At 71.2% G+C, this 15,795-nt stretch carries 10 protein-coding genes and 1 pseudogene; 3 read left to right on the top strand and 8 right to left on the bottom strand.

Annotated features, from left to right (window positions below; all coding sequences use genetic code 11):
* Positions 1–8: 8 nt before the first annotated feature.
* Positions 9–5,033: pseudogene (locus ACMTAK_RS07085) on the top strand (type I polyketide synthase); the annotation flags it as partial.
* Positions 5,034–5,069: 36 nt separating this feature from the next.
* On the opposite strand, the gene ACMTAK_RS07080 reads toward ACMTAK_RS07085, so the two are convergent.
* From ACMTAK_RS07080 to ACMTAK_RS07055, 6 genes are all read right to left on the bottom strand, one after another.
* On the bottom strand, positions 5,070–5,900 hold the full coding sequence (locus ACMTAK_RS07080) for an ABC transporter ATP-binding protein (RefSeq protein ID WP_413805378.1): 831 nt from the start codon (positions 5,898–5,900) through the stop codon (positions 5,070–5,072).
* A complete protein-coding gene (locus ACMTAK_RS07075; protein ID WP_413805377.1) occupies positions 5,897–6,928 on the bottom strand; it encodes an ABC transporter ATP-binding protein in 1,032 nt (343 codons plus the stop codon). The genes ACMTAK_RS07080 and ACMTAK_RS07075 overlap by 4 nt, the downstream gene beginning before the upstream one ends.
* Entirely contained in the window at positions 6,928–7,791 is an 864-nt protein-coding gene (locus ACMTAK_RS07070) for an ABC transporter permease (protein WP_413805376.1), read from the bottom strand. Before ACMTAK_RS07070 ends, ACMTAK_RS07075 begins: the two co-directional genes overlap by 1 nt.
* Complete coding sequence (locus ACMTAK_RS07065) at positions 7,788–8,756, bottom strand: ABC transporter permease (protein WP_413805375.1); 969 nt, start codon at positions 8,754–8,756, stop codon at positions 7,788–7,790. Before ACMTAK_RS07065 ends, ACMTAK_RS07070 begins: the two co-directional genes overlap by 4 nt.
* Positions 8,753–10,384 carry an ABC transporter substrate-binding protein gene (locus ACMTAK_RS07060; RefSeq protein WP_413805374.1) on the bottom strand — a complete coding sequence of 544 codons (1,632 nt, stop codon included), beginning with the start codon at positions 10,382–10,384 and terminating at the stop codon, positions 8,753–8,755. Before ACMTAK_RS07060 ends, ACMTAK_RS07065 begins: the two co-directional genes overlap by 4 nt.
* Positions 10,385–10,472: 88 nt before the next feature.
* Positions 10,473–12,149 (bottom strand): amidohydrolase, encoded by a 1,677-nt coding sequence (locus ACMTAK_RS07055; RefSeq protein WP_413805373.1) that lies wholly within the window; start codon positions 12,147–12,149, stop codon positions 10,473–10,475.
* Positions 12,150–12,276: 127 nt separating this feature from the next.
* Here ACMTAK_RS07055 and ACMTAK_RS07050 point away from each other — a divergent pair, with 127 nt between their 5' ends.
* Complete coding sequence (locus ACMTAK_RS07050) at positions 12,277–12,972, top strand: TetR/AcrR family transcriptional regulator (RefSeq protein WP_413805372.1); 696 nt, start codon at positions 12,277–12,279, stop codon at positions 12,970–12,972.
* Between the two features lie 28 nt (positions 12,973–13,000).
* Here the strand turns inward: ACMTAK_RS07050 and ACMTAK_RS07045 are convergent, their stop codons facing one another.
* Positions 13,001–13,867 carry an alpha/beta fold hydrolase gene (locus tag ACMTAK_RS07045; RefSeq protein WP_413805371.1) on the bottom strand — a complete coding sequence of 289 codons (867 nt, stop codon included), beginning with the start codon at positions 13,865–13,867 and terminating at the stop codon, positions 13,001–13,003.
* A gap of 173 nt (positions 13,868–14,040) precedes the next feature.
* On the opposite strand from ACMTAK_RS07045, the gene ACMTAK_RS07040 reads away from it, so the two are divergent.
* Positions 14,041–15,300 (top strand): cytochrome P450, encoded by a 1,260-nt coding sequence (locus ACMTAK_RS07040; RefSeq protein ID WP_413805370.1) that lies wholly within the window; start codon positions 14,041–14,043, stop codon positions 15,298–15,300.
* An 82-nt stretch (positions 15,301–15,382) separates the two neighbouring features.
* On the opposite strand, the gene ACMTAK_RS07035 is transcribed toward ACMTAK_RS07040, so the two are convergent.
* Complete coding sequence (locus ACMTAK_RS07035; RefSeq protein ID WP_413805369.1) at positions 15,383–15,793, bottom strand: acyl carrier protein; 411 nt, start codon at positions 15,791–15,793, stop codon at positions 15,383–15,385.
* Positions 15,794–15,795: the final 2 nt, after the last annotated feature.

Genomic DNA, 15,795 nt, shown 5'->3' with positions numbered 1-15,795 from the left:
GAGGACTGATGTCGGGTACGGAAGAGAAACTCCGCCAGTATCTGAAGCGGGTCACGGTGGATCTCGGGCAGGCCCGTCAGCGGCTGCGCGAGATGGAGGAGCGGTTGCAGGAGCCGGTGGCCATCGTGAGCATGGCCTGCCGCTATCCGGGTGGGGTCGGCTGCCCCGAGGAGCTGTGGGAGCTGGTGGCCTCCGGTGGCGACGGCATCACCGCGTTCCCCACCGACCGCGGCTGGGATCTGGAGGGCCTCTACCACCCGGACCCCGACCACCCCGGCACCAGCTATGTCCGGCACGGCGGATTCCTGGACGGCGCCGACCGCTTCGACGCGGAGTTCTTCGGGATCAGCCCGCGCGAGGCCCTGGCGATGGATCCGCAGCAGCGGTTGCTGCTCGAGGTGGCCTGGGAGCTGTTCGAGCGCGCTGGCGTCGACCCGATGACGATGAAGGGCAGCCGGACCGGTGTGTACGCGGGCGTGTCAAGCCAGGACTATCTGTCCCGGATGCCCCAGGTGCCGCAGGGCTTCGAGGGCTATGCCACGACCGGCAGCCTCACCAGCGTGGTCTCCGGCCGGGTGGCGTACACCTTCGGTCTGGAGGGCCCGGCGGTGACGGTGGACACGGCGTGTTCGTCGTCGCTGGTGGCCATGCATCTGGCGGGCCAGGCGCTGCGCCAGGGCGAATGCGATCTGGTGCTCGCGGGCGGGGTCACCGCGCTCACCACACCCACCGCGTTCGCCGAGTTCTCCCGGCAGCGCGGGCTGGCCCCGGACGGCCGCTGCAAGTCCTTCGCGGCCGCTGCGGACGGCACGGGCTTCTCCGAGGGCGTCGGCCTGGTGCTGCTGGAGCGGCTGTCGGACGCGCGGCGCAACGGCCATCGGGTGCTGGCCCTGATCCGGGGCTCGGCCGTCAACCAGGACGGTGCCAGCAACGGACTGACCGCGCCCAATGACGTATCGCAGGAGCGGGTGATCCGCCAGGCCCTGGCCAACGCACGGCTCGCCGCCGATCAGGTCGACGCGGTGGAGGCCCATGGCACGGGCACCTCCCTCGGCGACCCGATCGAGGCACACGCGCTGCTGGCCACCTACGGCCGGGACCGGCCCGGTGAACGGCCCCTGTGGCTGGGGTCGCTGAAGTCGAACATCGGCCATGCCCAGGCGGCCGCCGGGGTGGCCGGTGTGATCAAGATGGTGATGGCGCTCCGCCACGAGACGCTGCCGGTGACCCTGCACATCGATGAGCCGACCTCGCATGTGGAGTGGGAAGGCGGCGGGGTGCGGCTGCTGACGGAACCGGTGGCGTGGCCGAGGGGTGAGCGCCCCCGCAGGGCCGGGGTGTCGTCGTTCGGGATCAGCGGCACCAATGCCCATCTGATCCTGGAGCAGGCCCCCGAGCCGAGTCCGCCTGCCGGGCAGGAGGAGCCCGGGCAGGAGGAGCGCGGGCAGGAGGAGCCCGCCCATCGCGTTCCCGTGGCGACGGCCGCGGTGGCGACGGCGGTGGTGCCCTGGGTGCTGTCCGCCCGTAGTGCCCAGGCCCTGCGGGGGCAGGCCGCCGCGCTCGCCCGGCGGATGGCCGCCGACTCAGGGCCGTCCATCGCCGAGGTGAGCTGGTCGCTGGTCACCACCCGCTCGGTGTTCGACCACCGGGCCGTGGCCGTGGGCGAGACCCGCGAGGAACTGATGGCGGCCGTGGAGGCACTGGCCACCGGCGGGACGCACCCGGCCCTGGTCCACCCCGGTGGCGCCGCCGTGGCCGGGGGGCTGGGCCCGGTGCTGGTGTTCCCCGGTCAGGGCTCGCAGTGGGCGGGCATGGGCGCCGAACTGCTCAACGCCTCACCCGTGTTCGCCGCCCGCGTGGCGGAGTGTGAACGTGCCCTGGCGCCGTACGTCGACTGGTCCCTCACCGATGTGTTGCGCGGCGCCGACGGGGCGGGCCACCTGGGCCGTGTCGATGTGGTGCAGCCCGTCCTGTGGGCCGTGATGGTGTCGCTCGCCGCGGTGTGGACCGGCCATGGCGTACGTCCAGCGGCGGTGATCGGGCACAGCCAGGGCGAGATCGCGGCGGCCGTGGTGGCCGGGGCCCTGTCGCTGGAGGACGGTGCCAAGGTCGTGGCGCTGCGCAGCAAGGCGTTGCGGCGGCTGGCCGGTGGCGGGGCGATGGCCTCTCTGGGAGTGAGCCGCGAGCGGACCGAGAAACTGCTGGCCGGGCTGGGCGAGCAGACGGCGGCCGTGGGCGTGGCGGCCGTCAACGGCCCCGCGTCCACGGTGATTTCCGGGCCGCCCGAGCAGGTGGCGCACGCCGTGGCGGCGTGTCAGGAGGCGGGCGACCGGGCCCGGCCGATCGACGTGGACTACGCCTCGCACGGCCCCCAGGTGGACGAGATCGCCGACGAGTTGACGGAGGCCCTGGCCGGTGTCCGACCGGTCGCGTCCACGGTGGCGTTCTACTCCACGGTCACCGCCGGCCGGATCGACACCACCACGCTGGACACCGGCTACTGGGTGGCCAACCTCCGTGAACCGGTGCGGTTCGCCGACACCGTTCGGGCGCTGCTGGCCGATGGCCACCGCGTGTTCATCGAGAGCAGCACCCACCCCGTACTGACCGTCGGCATGCAGGAGAGCTTCGAGGAGGCCGGGGCCGAGGCGGTCACCGTGCCCACGCTCCGGCGCGACCACGGTGGCCCGGTGCGGCTGATCGAGTCCCTCGCGCTGGCCTTCACGGCGGGCGTCGCGGTCGACTGGACCACCCTCCACCCCACCGGCCCCGCCGCCCCGCACACCGTCGAACTGCCCACCTACGCCTTCCAGCGGGAGCGGTACTGGCTGGCCGACTCGGTGTCCTTCGACACCCGGCCCGCGGCGGACGAGGAGGAGTCCCGGTTCTGGGCCGCGGTGGAGGGAGAAGACCTCAGCGCGCTCTCCGAGACGCTGAGCCTCCCGCACGACACCGGCCACCGGGCCTCGCTGGGCACTGTGCTCCCCGCGCTCTCGACATGGCGCCGCGCCCGGCGTGAGCGCTCCGCCGTGGACACTTGGCGCTACCGCGTCGAGTGGCGGCCCGTCACCGATGCCGCTCCCGCTGCCGGGGGCTCCTGGCTCGTGGTCCACCCGAAGGGCACCTCCGGCGGCTGGACCGACGCCTGTGTACGGGCGCTGGGCGCGGACGGCGGCCAGGTGCGGCGGCTGGAGGTGGCCGAGGACACCGATCGCGAGGAGCTCGCCGAGTTGCTGCGCTCCCGGTATGCCGAGGAGCCGCCACCGACGGGCGTCCTGTCGCTGCTGGCCCTTGACGCCGACGCGCCGCCGCTGCCCGGCGTGGCCCCTGGCCTGACCGGTACGCTCACCCTGCTCCAGGCGCTGGTGGACGCCGCCGTCACCGCCTCCCTGTGGTGCGCCACCCGCGGCGCGGTCGCCATCGACGACTCCGACCCCCTGGACGCACCCCACCAGGCCCAGCTGTGGGGGCTCGGCCGGGTGGCCGCCCTCGAACACCCCGACCGATGGGGCGGGTTGGTGGACCTGCCGACGAGCCCGGACACCCTCGACGCGGAGCGGCTGCGCGCCGTGCTCACCGGGGCCCGGGGCGAGGACGAGGTGGCGTTGCGCCCGGCCAGTGCGTACGTACGTCGGCTGGTCCCCGACCCGATCGGCGGCCGTGCCGCGCGGCGCACCTGGAGGCCCCGGGGCACCGTGCTCATCACCGGAACCGCCGACGGGCCCGCCGCCCAGGTCGCCCGCCACCTGGCCGCAGACGGGGCGGAACACATCGTGATGCTGTGCCCGGGAGGTGGCGGTGGACCCGGCGCCGTGGAGCTGAGGGCCGAACTCGACGCACTCGGCACCGGACTCACCGTGGCCGACCACGCGCCCGCCGACCGGGAGGACACCGCGCGCCTCGTCGAGCGCGTGGCGGAGGCGAGCGGACGGATCGGGACCATCATCCACACCTCGGCCTCGGGTGAGCTGGCCCCGCTGATGGAGCTCACCCCGCGGCGGCTGGCCCAGGAGATCCGCGCCCATCTGGACGACACCGGGCGCCACCTGGACGAACTCTGCGGCATGGGCCCCGAGGACACCGTGGTCTACTTCTCCACCGTCGCCGCGTCCTGGGGCAGCAAGGACCACGGCTCCTATGCGGCCGCCGCCGCCTGCCTCGACGCGCTGGCCCGGCGCGACCGATCCGACGGCGGGTCCGCCGTCTCGATCGCGTGGGGGCTGTGGGACCTGCCGTACGGCGGTGAGGCAGCGGACGCGACGACGACCTCGCACACCGAGCGCGCCCGGCGGCAGGGCCTGTCCCCGCTGGACCCCCGGCCGGCCTTGACCGCACTGCGCCAGGTGCTCGACCACGACGATCCGGGCGTCACCATCGCCGATGTGGCATGGGAGCGCTTCGCGCCGTTGTTCACCCTCGCCCGTCCCAGCAGGCTCTTCGAGGATGTCCCGGCCGCCCGCCAGGCCATCGAGGCCGCGCGGGGACCCGCGGCGGACACCGGCACCGACGAGGCGTCGGCGCTGCGGCGGGAGCTGGCCGCCCTGCCCGGGGGCGAGCGGGTCGAGCGGCTGCTGGCGCTGGTACGCGCCCATGTGGCGGCCGTACTGCACTATCCGGCGCCGGACGCGGTCGAGCCGGACCGCCCGTTCAAGGAGCTGGGGTTCGACTCCATCGCGGCCGTGGAGCTCAGGAACCGGCTGCGCGCCGCCACGGGGCTGAGCCTGCCGACCACGGTGGTCTTCGACTATCCGACACCTCGCACGCTGGCGGGCCATCTGCTGGCCGAGGTGGACCCTGGGGAGGCCGACGCGGCACATCCGGTGTCCGGACACCTCGACGAGCTCGAGGCCGCACTGGCCGTGCTGCCGACCGGCGACCCGCGGCGCGCCGGTCTGGTGAATCGGTTGCAGGCCCTGGTATGGAAGTACACCGCCACCGCGCAGGAGGCCGATGCGCCCCCGGGCGAGCAGGATCTGGCGGCGGCCACCGCCGATGAAGTGTTCGCGCTCATCGACCGGGAGCTCGGGGTCTGACCGGCGGTCGCGGGCGGGCCCGCGACCGCCGGTGCGTCAGCTGCTGTGCTCCCTGCGTCGGCTGCTGATCGAGTCGGGGTCCCAGCCCGGTCGGGGAACGGACGCCAGCAGAAGCTGTGTGTAGGGGTGTCCGGGGTCGCTGAGGAGGTCCGCGACGGGGCGGTGTTCCATCGTGCGGCCCCGGTACAGAACGAGCGCCTCGTCGCACACGTATCGCACCACGGCCAGGTCGTGGCTGACGAAGACCAGGCCGATGCCGGTATCGCGGCGGATGTCCCACAGGAGATTGAGCACCTGTGCCTGCACGGATACATCGAGGGCCGACACCGCTTCGTCGAGCACGAGCACGGCGGGTTCTACGGCCAACGCCCTCGCGATCGCGGCGCGTTGGCGCTGGCCGCCGGAGAGCCCGCGGGGGAGCGCGGCCGCCTCGCGCTCGCCGAGGCCGACCTGGGCGAGCAGCTCCCTGGTGCGGGCGGCCCGGCCCGCCCGGTCCGTCAGGCCGTGCAGGCGCAGCACCCCGTCGATGGTCGCGCCGATGCTGACGCGGGCGTCCAGCGAGAGGTACGGGTCCTGGAAGACGATCTGGACCGCCTTGGCTCGGGCGAGGCGGGCCGCCTTGCCGCGTACGGTCGCGGTCAGCGGCTCGCCCTGGACCAGGATCCGTCCCGCGTCGGGGCGTTCGAGGCCGATCAGCATCCGGGCCGTGGTCGTCTTGCCGGAGCCAGACTCCCCTACGATGCCGAGCGCGCCGCCGGCCCGTACGGAGAACGACAGGTCGTCGACCGCGACGACCTCCGCCTTTCCCGTCCGGTAGGTCTTGCGCAGACCGCTCACTTGGAGCAGCGTGTCCGTCTCGCTGGTCAACCGTCCTCCAGCTGGGATGAGTTGGGAGCGGTCGCCGTCGCGGCGAGCGCGTCGGGTACGGAGGTGAGGTCATCGGCGCGGTGGCAGGCGACCAGGCCCGTGCCGTGCCGCTCCAGGGACGGTGGTGACTGGTCGCAGACGCCGGGCCGGGCGAAGCGGCAGCGGTCCGCGAAGGAGCAGCCGGGGGCGGAGTCGAGCAGACCCATCGGGGCCCCGGGGATCGGAGTCAGCCGGGCGGGCGGGCCGTTCGGCGCCGACAGGGGAGGGGAGGAGCCGAGCAGGCCCGCGGTGTAGGGGTGGCGAGGCGCTGCGAAGAGTTCGGGGGTGGGCGCCGTCTCCACGATCCGCCCGGCGTACATCACGTAGACGCGGTCACAGGTGGCGGCCGCGAGTTCGATGTCGTGGGTGATGAGGAGCAGGCCCAGGTCGCGTTCGCGTTGCAGCCCTCCCAGGATGGCCATGATCTCGGCCTGGGTGCTGACGTCGAGGGCGGTGGTCGGTTCGTCGCACAGCAGCAGCCGGGGTTCGCCGGCGAGCGCTCCGGCGATCATGACGCGTTGGAGCATGCCGCCGGAGAGCTGGTGCGGATACTGCCTCAGGTGCCGGGCGGGGTCCGGGAGGCCGACCGCGGCGAGCAGTTCGGCGGCCCGGGCGTTGGCCCGGTCCTTGGCCCAGCCGTGGCTGACGCGCAGCGATTCGGTGAGGAAGTCCCCGATGCGGCGCACCGGGTTGATGCCCGCCCGGGGGTCCTGGAAGATCATCGACGCCTTGGCCGTACGGATGGTCCGCAGACCGGTGGCGTCGGCACTCACCAGATCCGTTCCACCGACCCGGACCTGGCCTTCGACTTCGGTCCCCGCGGGGAACAGGCCGAGGGCGGCGCGGGCGGTGACCGATTTCCCGGAGCCGGATTCACCGACCAGGGCGACGACCTCACCGGCGGCCACGGTCAGATCGATGCCGTCGAGGACCGGGCGGGCCATGCCGGGCAGGGCGATGCTCAGGGCCTCGTACTCGAGCAGTGCCATCAGGAATCCCTCCCCGCGAGCCGGTCGCCGAAGTTCTCTCCGACCACGTTGAAGGCGACGACGACCAGTACGACCGCGACTGCGGGCACGATCGAGGACAGTGGCCGCCCTTGCAGCACCGCGGCCTGACTCTGGTTGATCATCGCGCCCCAGTCGGGTGTCGGCGGCTGAACGCCAAGGCCCAGGAAGGACAGGGCGGCGAGGTCGAGCAGCGCGTAGCCGAAGTTGACGGTCGACTGGGCGAGCACGGTCGGGCCGATGTTCGGCAGCAGTCGGCGGACCGCGACGAACATCCCGGAGTGTCCTTGCACGCGGTAGGCGGCGATATAGGGCCTGGCCCGCTCCTGCAACGCGAGGCCGCGCACCAGCCGGGCGGTGTAGGGCATGTACGCGAGGGACATGGCGATCACCGGTGCCGTCATCCCCTTGCCGAAGACCGCCACCGCGAGGATCGCGACGAGCAGTGCGGGAAAGGCGAACAGGACGTCGATGAGCCGCCCGATCACGGTGTCGGCCCAGCCGCCCCGCCAGGCGGTGAACAGGCCGACCGCGATGCCCGTGACGGTGGAGAACAGCACCACCGTGAGCGGCCCGACCAGGCTCGTACGGCTCCCTTCGACGAGGGCCGAGAACGTGTCGTGCCCACCCTGGTCCGTGCCCAGCCAATGCTCGGCGCTCGGGCCGACGAGCCCCGAGCCGAGGTCGCCGTAGGTCGGATCCTGCGGCGCGAGCCACGGCGCGAACACCGAGACCAGGACGAACAGGACCAGAAGCAGCAGGCACAGGTTCCGCGACCACCCGCCGCCCAAGGACCGCAGCCGGGCGACCGGACCGTGCGTCACGCCTGGGATCCGTACGCTCATCGTGCGCTCCCCGCTGCCGCCACCCGCGGATCGATCAGCGGATGGGCGACGTCCACCAGGGCGTTGACCACGACGAACGCGGCCACCACCAGCAGCACGATCGCCTGCACCACCTGGAAGTCCATCTGGTTGACCGACTGCACGAGCAGCGATCCCACGCCCGACATCCCGAACGCGGTCTCCACGATCGAGGTGCTCACCAGCATTCCCGAGATCAGGAGCGCGGAGACGGTGACGATCGGCCCGAGCGCGTTGCGCAGCACATGACACCGGATCACGGTCCACCGTGGGGTGCCACGGCTCACCGAGACCTCGACGTGTTCACGGCCCAGCTCCTCCAGCATCGCCGAGCGGGTCACCCGGGTCACCAGCGCCATGAACGTCACCGACAGGGCCACCGCCGGAAGCACGACATGATGCAGCCGGTCGAGTACGCCGTTGCCGTTGCCGATGGTCGGGAACCAGCCGAGCCGCACCCCGAACTGCGATCTCAACAGCACCGCGACGACGAAGGCGGGGGCGGCGGCCCCCACCGTCACCAGAAGCATCAGCACGGAGTCGGTCCGCGTGCCGCGGCGCAGCGCGCCGACCATGCCCGCCGCGATGCCCACCACCGCGATCAGCAGTGCCGACACCCCGACCAACAGCAGCGTGGCCGGCAGGCGCGACCAGATGACCGAGCCGACGTCCTGGTGGAAGATGTGGGACCGGCCGAAGTCGCCGTGCAGCACCTGGTCCAGCCAGTGCCCGTACCGGACCAGGAACGGCTGGTCGAATCCGTACTGGTGCCGGATCTCGGCCAGTTCTCGCGGGCTCGCGCTGCGGCCGCGCACCAGGAAGCTCGCCGGGTCGCCGGGCGCCAGGTACAGCGAGGAGAACACCAGGAACGAGGTGACCAGGAGGGTCGTGGCCATCCCGGCCAGTCTGCGCAGACCCTCGAGCGCCCATGTCGCCGTGCGATTCATCCCTTCGCTCCGATCTCGGCCGCCCACGGGTAGTACAGGTAGGCGATCGACGGCTGGACGCCGGTGATCCGGTTGCCGAGGAAGACGCTCACGGGCTGGGTGTGCAGGGGCAGCCAGGGCAGTTCCCGCAGGGCGATCCGCTGCGCCCTCGCGTTGGCCTCCGCGTGCGCGGCCGGTTCGTAGGTGCCGATGGCCTGCTCGACGGCCCTGTCGAAGTCCTTGTTCGACCAGCCCCCGTAGTTGGTGGACGCGCCGGTCTCCAGGGAGGTGTACATGTCCAGCGGGTCGGTGATCGACGTGTACCAGAAGGTGAGGAAGAGGTCGATGTCCTTGCGGGCGGCGGGGTCGGTGAAGAGCGTCGAGTACTTCTCCGGGGGAAGCGTGTCGATCTTGGGGTCGAGCCCGATGTCCTTGGCCGCCTGGGCGACAGCCTGTGTGGTGATCGTCGACTGCGAGTCGAGCGGGCTGGTCGCGATGGTGATCCGCCGGCCCCGCACTCCGGCCTGCTTGGCGAGCTCCTTGGCCTTGGCCGGGTCGTACGGGTAGCGCGGCAGATCCTTGCGGAGGGCCTTGCGGGTCGCGGCGGGTGCGCTGTTCCACACGTTGTCGGTGACCAGCGAGTCGGCTACCTCGCCGACTCCGCCGGCGCCCGCCTTGACGATGCCCTCGCGGTCGATGGCCATGAGCAGGGCCCTGCGCACCCGGGTGTCGCCCAGCGGGCCCTTGAGATCGCCGACCACCTCGTCGGCGACGGTGGTGTTGCGGCCGAAGTAGAGCTTTCCCGCCCGGGACGAGCGGAGCTGGGCGTAGGAATCGGTGGGGACCATCCAGCCGCCGTCCACCTCACCGCTCTGGAAGGCGCTGACGCGGGTCGTCGCATCGCTCAGGAACACGAACTCGACCCGGCGCGCCTTGGCCTTGAGCTGGGGATTCCAGTAGCCGTCGAACTTCTTGAGCACAAGCGACTGACCCGGGTTCCAGGACCCGAACGAGAACGGCCCGGTGCAGTTCACACCGCCCTTGGGGCTGCCGTAGTCCTTGCCCTCCTCGGCGAGGGTGGCGGCGGACTCGACGGTGCCGGGGCCAGCCGCCATCTCCTGGTTGAAGGTCGAGTCCGGCCTCTTCAGCCTGACGGTGACTTCCAGCTCACCGGACTGGTCGATCGACTTCACATTGCGGAACGAGTTGGCCCAGGCGCTGCCCACGGCCGGGTCGAGGTGGCGGCGCAGCGAGGCGACGACGTCGTGCGCGGTGAGCACCGTCCCGTCATGGAAGCGCACATGGGGGCGGACCTCGTAGACCCAGGTGGTGGGCGTCGGATTGCGGTACGAGGACGCGAGGTTCGGCGATGTCGTCAGATCCGGGTTCCAGCGCAGCAGGCTCTCACAGACGTTGGAGAGGATCTGGTTGGGCGGGTAGTCGAAGGCGTAGGCGTAGTCGATCGAGGTGGGCTCGGCGAAGATCGACCAGCTGAAGGAGTCAAGTGCCCCTGCAGCGGCAGGGGTTCGGTCCGTGAGTTGGTACGCGGCACTCGCGCTGCCGCCGTTGTCCGAGTGCGCGGTGCCGCTGCACGCACCGGTGGTGAGCACCACGGCCACCGCGAGGAAGGTCCCCACGGTGCGCCGCAATGGTCGGGTCCGTCGTCTCGTTCCTGCGCTCCCTATGGGCATCGGCTGGCTCCGTCCGGGGTGGGCTCGGTGAAGTAGAGGGGATACGTCAGTCGGTCGCGGCGAAGACGAGCCGACCGCCGATATAGGTCCGGCGCACCCGGGCGTCGGCGATCTCCTGGGAGGGGCCCGCGAACGGGTTGCGGTCGAGCGCCACGAGATCCGCGTACTTGCCCTCCTCGATCGTGCCGGTCACGTCGTCGAGGTGGTTCACCCAGGCGCTGCCCGCGGTGTACGCGGTGAGCGCCTCGGCCAGGGACAGGGCCTGCTCGGGGTGGAACGGCGGGTACGGCGCGCCGGGGGTCTCCTCCGGCGGCACCGTGCGGTTGACCGCGACATGGATGCCCCACAGCGGATTGGGGCTGCTCACCGACCAGTCGCTGCCCGCGACCAGGCGGGTCCCGGCGCGCCGCAGATCCCCGAACGGGTATTGCAACGCGGCCCGTTCGGGGCCCAGGAACGGGATCGTCAACTCGTCCATCTGCGGTTCGTGCGCGGCCCACAGCGCCTGGATGTTCGCGGCCACGTCCAGGCTCGCGAAGCGTCCGATGTCGTCGGGGTGGACGACCTGGAGGTGGGCCATGTGGTGCCGGTTGTCATTGACGCCATTGGCGGCGCGGGCCGCGGCGAGCGCGTCGAGGGCCTCACGGACGGCGCGGTCGCCGAGCGCGTGGAAGTGCACTTGGAAGCCGGAGCGGTCGAGCGCGCACACCGCCTCGGTGAGCAGGGCGGGTTCGATGAAACTGAGCCCGGAGTTGGCGGTGGGGCAGCCACAGCCGTCGAGGTAGGGCTCCAGCATTCCCGCGGTGAAGTTCTCCGCCACACCGTCCTGCATGATCTTCACGCTGGTGGCGTTGAAGCGGCCCACCTGTCCGGTGCGGCGGCGCTCCGCCAGCTCGGGGAGTTGTTCCAGACCGCGTTCGCGGTCCCACCACAGGGCACCGACGACGCGGGCGAGCAGCGAGCCTTCACGGGCCGCGCGCAGATAGACATCGAAGTTGTCGGGGTTGCCGGGGAAGGCGCCGATCATGGCGTCCTGCCAGCCGGTCACGCCCAGCGAGAAGAGGTACTCCTGCGCGGCGAGCAGACCGGCGTACGCCTCGTCCGGTGTCGCGATCGGCATATGGCGGGCCACCAGTTCCACGGCGCCCTCGTGCAGGGTGCCGGCCGGGGTCCCGTCCGGCTCCCGCTCGATCCGGCCGTCCACCGGGTCGGGGGTGCGGCGGCCGACCCCCGCGAGGTCGAGTGCGCGGGTGTTGGCCCAGGCGCCGTGGCCATCGCGGTTGGTGAGCAGGACGGGCCGGTCCGGCACCACCGCGTCGAGCATGCCGCGCGTCGGCGTACCCCCGGGGAAGCTGTCCATGGACCAGCCGCCGCCGCGGATCCAGTCCGCGTCCGGATGGTCCTTGGCGTACTGGGCCACCACCGCGAGACAGCCCTCGGCGGTGTTCCGCCCACCCAGGTCGCAGCCGAGCATCAGGGCTCCGCCCACCACGGGATGGACATGGGCGTCCTGGAACCCGGGGACGAGCAGTCCGCCCTCCAGGTCGACGACCTCCGTGGCGGCGCCGGCGAGCGACCACACCGTGCTCGCGTCGGCGACGGCAAGGATCCGGCCTCCCCCTACGGCGACGGCGGCGTCCACCGGGGTGGGCCTCGTTCCGGCCCCGGTGAAGACCCGGCCACCCACGAAAACGGTGTCGGCCTGTTGGCTGCGGTGTGCCATCGAAGCAACCTCCGGCTCGGCGGGCTGACCCGCTGGCTTGTTTGTTGTGGAGGAGTGAACGGCAGCGCAATGCTGTTGTCAACGGTATTGCGCTGATCGTTTCCTGGATCGATACACTGGCCGCACCATGCCGAAGTCACCCGCCAACACGGCCCGGAGCAAGCGCGCAGGCAGTCAGCTGACGCCCGACGCGATCATCGACGCGAGCCTGCGCATCGCGGCTCGCGGTAGTGAGGACGCCTTCACCGTCCGGCGCCTGGGCGAGGAGCTCGGTGCCGACCCGACCGCGATCTACCGGCACTTTCGCGACAAGGACGAGCTGCTGCTGTCCGTCGCGGACCGCACGCTCGGGGAGGTGCTCGACAGCATCCCCGAGGGCCTTGACTGGAAGGGGCGCATCCGGGCACTCGCCGACGGCTCGCTGGCGGTCGCCCTCAAATACCCGGTGGTGGGCTCGGCCATGGCAAGCCGGACCACCCGGCGGCCCAACGAGTTCCGGGTCGTCGAACTCATCCTCGGCGCCGTCATGGAGGCCGGACTCGAGGGCGCCGAGGCGGCCCTCCACTACCGTATGGTCGCGGACTCACTGCTCGCCTATGTCGGTCAGCAGGCCGCCTATTTCCTGTTCGACGCGGAGGCCCGCGCGGCCGACGAGTCCGCCTGGACCCGCGAGTACCGGCTGGTCGACCCGCAGGCACTCCCGAACATCACCCGTCTGAGCGCCGAACTCGCCGAGGTGACGGACGAGCAGATCTTCGAGGCCACGGTCGGAGCGCTGATCTCGGCGATCGAGAAGCGAGCCGAGACCCTGCGGAGGGCCTAGCCGTCGGTGGCGGAGGGTGCCGTGCCGGTCAGCGAGCGTCGCCGACCGGCCGGAGGCCGCGGGCCAGGTCGAGCAGGTCGTCGGCCACCCGCCGGGGGTGCTGGGCGTGCAGATCGTGCTCGGAGTCGAGATATTCGCGCATCGTCGCATGGCGCAGATCGGCCGTGGTCTCCCTGATGCGGGAGCGGATGCGGTCCGCCCACTTCGCGTCCGCGCCCTTGGGGATGGCGGGCATGAGCAGGGTGGGCACGTCGATGGCCGCGTACCACGGCCGCGGCGGCTCGTTCCAGATGCTGTGCAGGATCGACAGGTGCTGCTCGGTGGACATGCGCCGGGACAGCGACCCGTCCGGGTTCTCCCGCATCGTGGCCACCGCGGCCTCGATCGCCGCCGGGGACCAGTCCGGGTGGATGGCGCGGAAGTAGTCGCTCACGCTCTGCACGGTGGCACCCTCCAAGGACGCCGGCCGCAGCGCCCCGACGAACGCGTCCCAGGAGGAGAACGCCTTGGCCGGCTCCAGCCAGCCGCCGTCCACCAGGGCCAGCGCGGCGACCAGCCCGGGGTGCTCGGCGGTCAGCCGCACCGAGATATTGCCGCCCCAGGAGTGACCGGCCACCACCACCCGGTCCAGCCCGAGGGCGGCGGACGCCGCCACCAGATCCGCTACCGCGGTCGGGATGTCGTATCCGGTCTCCGGGGTGTCGGAGTCCCCGTGGCCGCGCAGATCCACCGCGTACACCGCATGGCCCGCGGCGGCCAGATGGTCGGCGACCTCGTCCCACAGCCGGGCGCTCGACGCCATGCCGTGGACCAGGAGAAAGGGAAGCGACGCCGTTCCCGGCCGGTGCCGGAAATGCAATTTCACATCGTCGGTTACGGGCACGGAAAGATCCATGGCGGAATTCTAGCCGGACCGCCCAATCCGATTCGACCGCTGGGGGATGTGATGTATGCGCGAATTAGCGGCGCTTTAGCGGGAGGCGAGATGCTGGATGGCCGGGCGATTCATACTCTCATGCCGACCCACCTCCCTTGCCGACCGCAGACTCCGAACCGAAGTGAGGCGCCGTGTATCCCCCGGAATCCAGGTTCGCTCATATCGACAACATCGACCTCACCGACTTGTCCTTCTGGGCACAGCCCTACGGCGACCGCGATGCCGCCTTCGCGGCGCTGCGCGGACGGCCGGAGCCCGTTCTCTTCCGCGAGCCGGTCATGCCCGGGTTCGGGCAGGGGTCCGGCTATTACGCGATGGTCCGGCATGCCGATATCGCCGAGGTGAGCCGGCGTCCGCAGGACTTCGGCTCCGTGCCCACCGCGATCAGCATCATCGATCTGCCGGAGGAGTTCGACAACTTCTTCGGATCGATGATCAATATGGACAATCCCCAGCACGCCCGGATGCGTCGGCTGGTCTCCCGCGCGTTCGGCCGGGGAATGGCCGCCGAGTTCGAGGCGGCTTCCCACAAGGCGGCCCGGAAGATTGTCGACGGCCTTATCGCGGAAGGGCCGGGAGACTTCGTCCGGAAGGTCGCGGCGATCATGCCGATCGCGGTACTCAGCGGCATGATGGGGATTCCCGACGACGACTACGAGTTCATTTACGACCGGTCCAATATCATCGTCGGCACCTTCGACCCCGAATATGTTCCCCGGGCCGATCAGGCCACCGCCGCCCTGCTGAAGACCTCCCATGAACTCGCCGACTACATCGCACGGCTCGCCGCCGACCGCACCCGCAACCCCACGGGCGATCTGATCACCCGGCTGGTGCAGGCGCAGATCGACGGTGAGCGGCTCAGCCCCGAAGAGCTCTCGTCCTTCTTCATCCTGCTCGTCGTCGCCGGAATGGAGACGACCCGCAACGCCATCTCGCGCGGTCTGGTGCTGCTCAGCGAGCACCCGGAGCAGCGGAAGCTGCTGCTCTCCGACTTCGAGGCCTACGCGCCGGGCGCGGTCGAGGAGATCCTGCGGGTCGCGACCCCCATCAACTGGATGCGGCGCACCGTCCGGCGCGACTGCGAGGTGAACGGCCACCGCTTCGAGGAGGGCGACAAACTGCTGCTCTTCTACTGGTCGGCCAACCGGGACGAGGACGTCTTCCCCGACCCCTACGAGTTCGACATCACCCGGGACCCCAATCCCCATATGACCTTCGGGTCGGTCGGACCGCACTTCTGTCTGGGCGCCCATCTCGCCCGGATGGAAGTCACGGTGCTCTTCCGCGAGCTGTTCAGCCGGCTGCCGGAGATCCGCACGGTGGGGGAGCCCCGGCGGCTGGTGGCCAGCTTCGTCGAGGCCATCAAGCATGTGCAGTGCGCCTTCTGACGCACCTGCCCCACATCACCGAAAACGCCGCGCGGGAGGGGGCTGATCCCCTCCCGCGCGGCGTTGTGCCCGGCGGGCCGGACTAGGCCGTGGCGCCGTCACCGGAGTTCACCGCTGCGTACGCCTCGGCCAGGTAGTGGCCGAGCTGGGCCGGGGTGGGGTACTCCAGGATGGCGACGAGGGGGATCTCCACGTCGGTGAGCGTCATCAGATTGCGGGTGAGCTCGAGAGCGGTCAGCGAAGTGAGCCCGTTCTCCAGGAAGTTGCTGTCGTCGTCCACCACGGTGGGCGCCAGGATGTCGGCCAGCTGCGTCCGTACGGCCTCCCGCATGACGTCCTCGCGCTCCTCGGCCGTGGCGATGGCGAGCGCCTGGTGCAGCGCCGCCCCGTCGAGTGCGGTCTCGCTCTTCTCCGTCTGCATCGCGGATCCCTCTCCTTGAGCTCCGGTGCCGTCGCCGGGGGTGTGATTGTTGACTTTGGTGTGTGCGTTCATGG

Origin of the sequence: Streptomyces lacaronensis (assembly GCF_047337785.1) — a bacterium.
Lineage (GTDB): Bacteria > Actinomycetota > Actinomycetes > Streptomycetales > Streptomycetaceae > Streptomyces > Streptomyces lycopersici.
The sequence above is the reverse complement of the archived record's forward strand: the minus strand, read 5'-3'. Positions and strand labels throughout refer to the sequence as shown.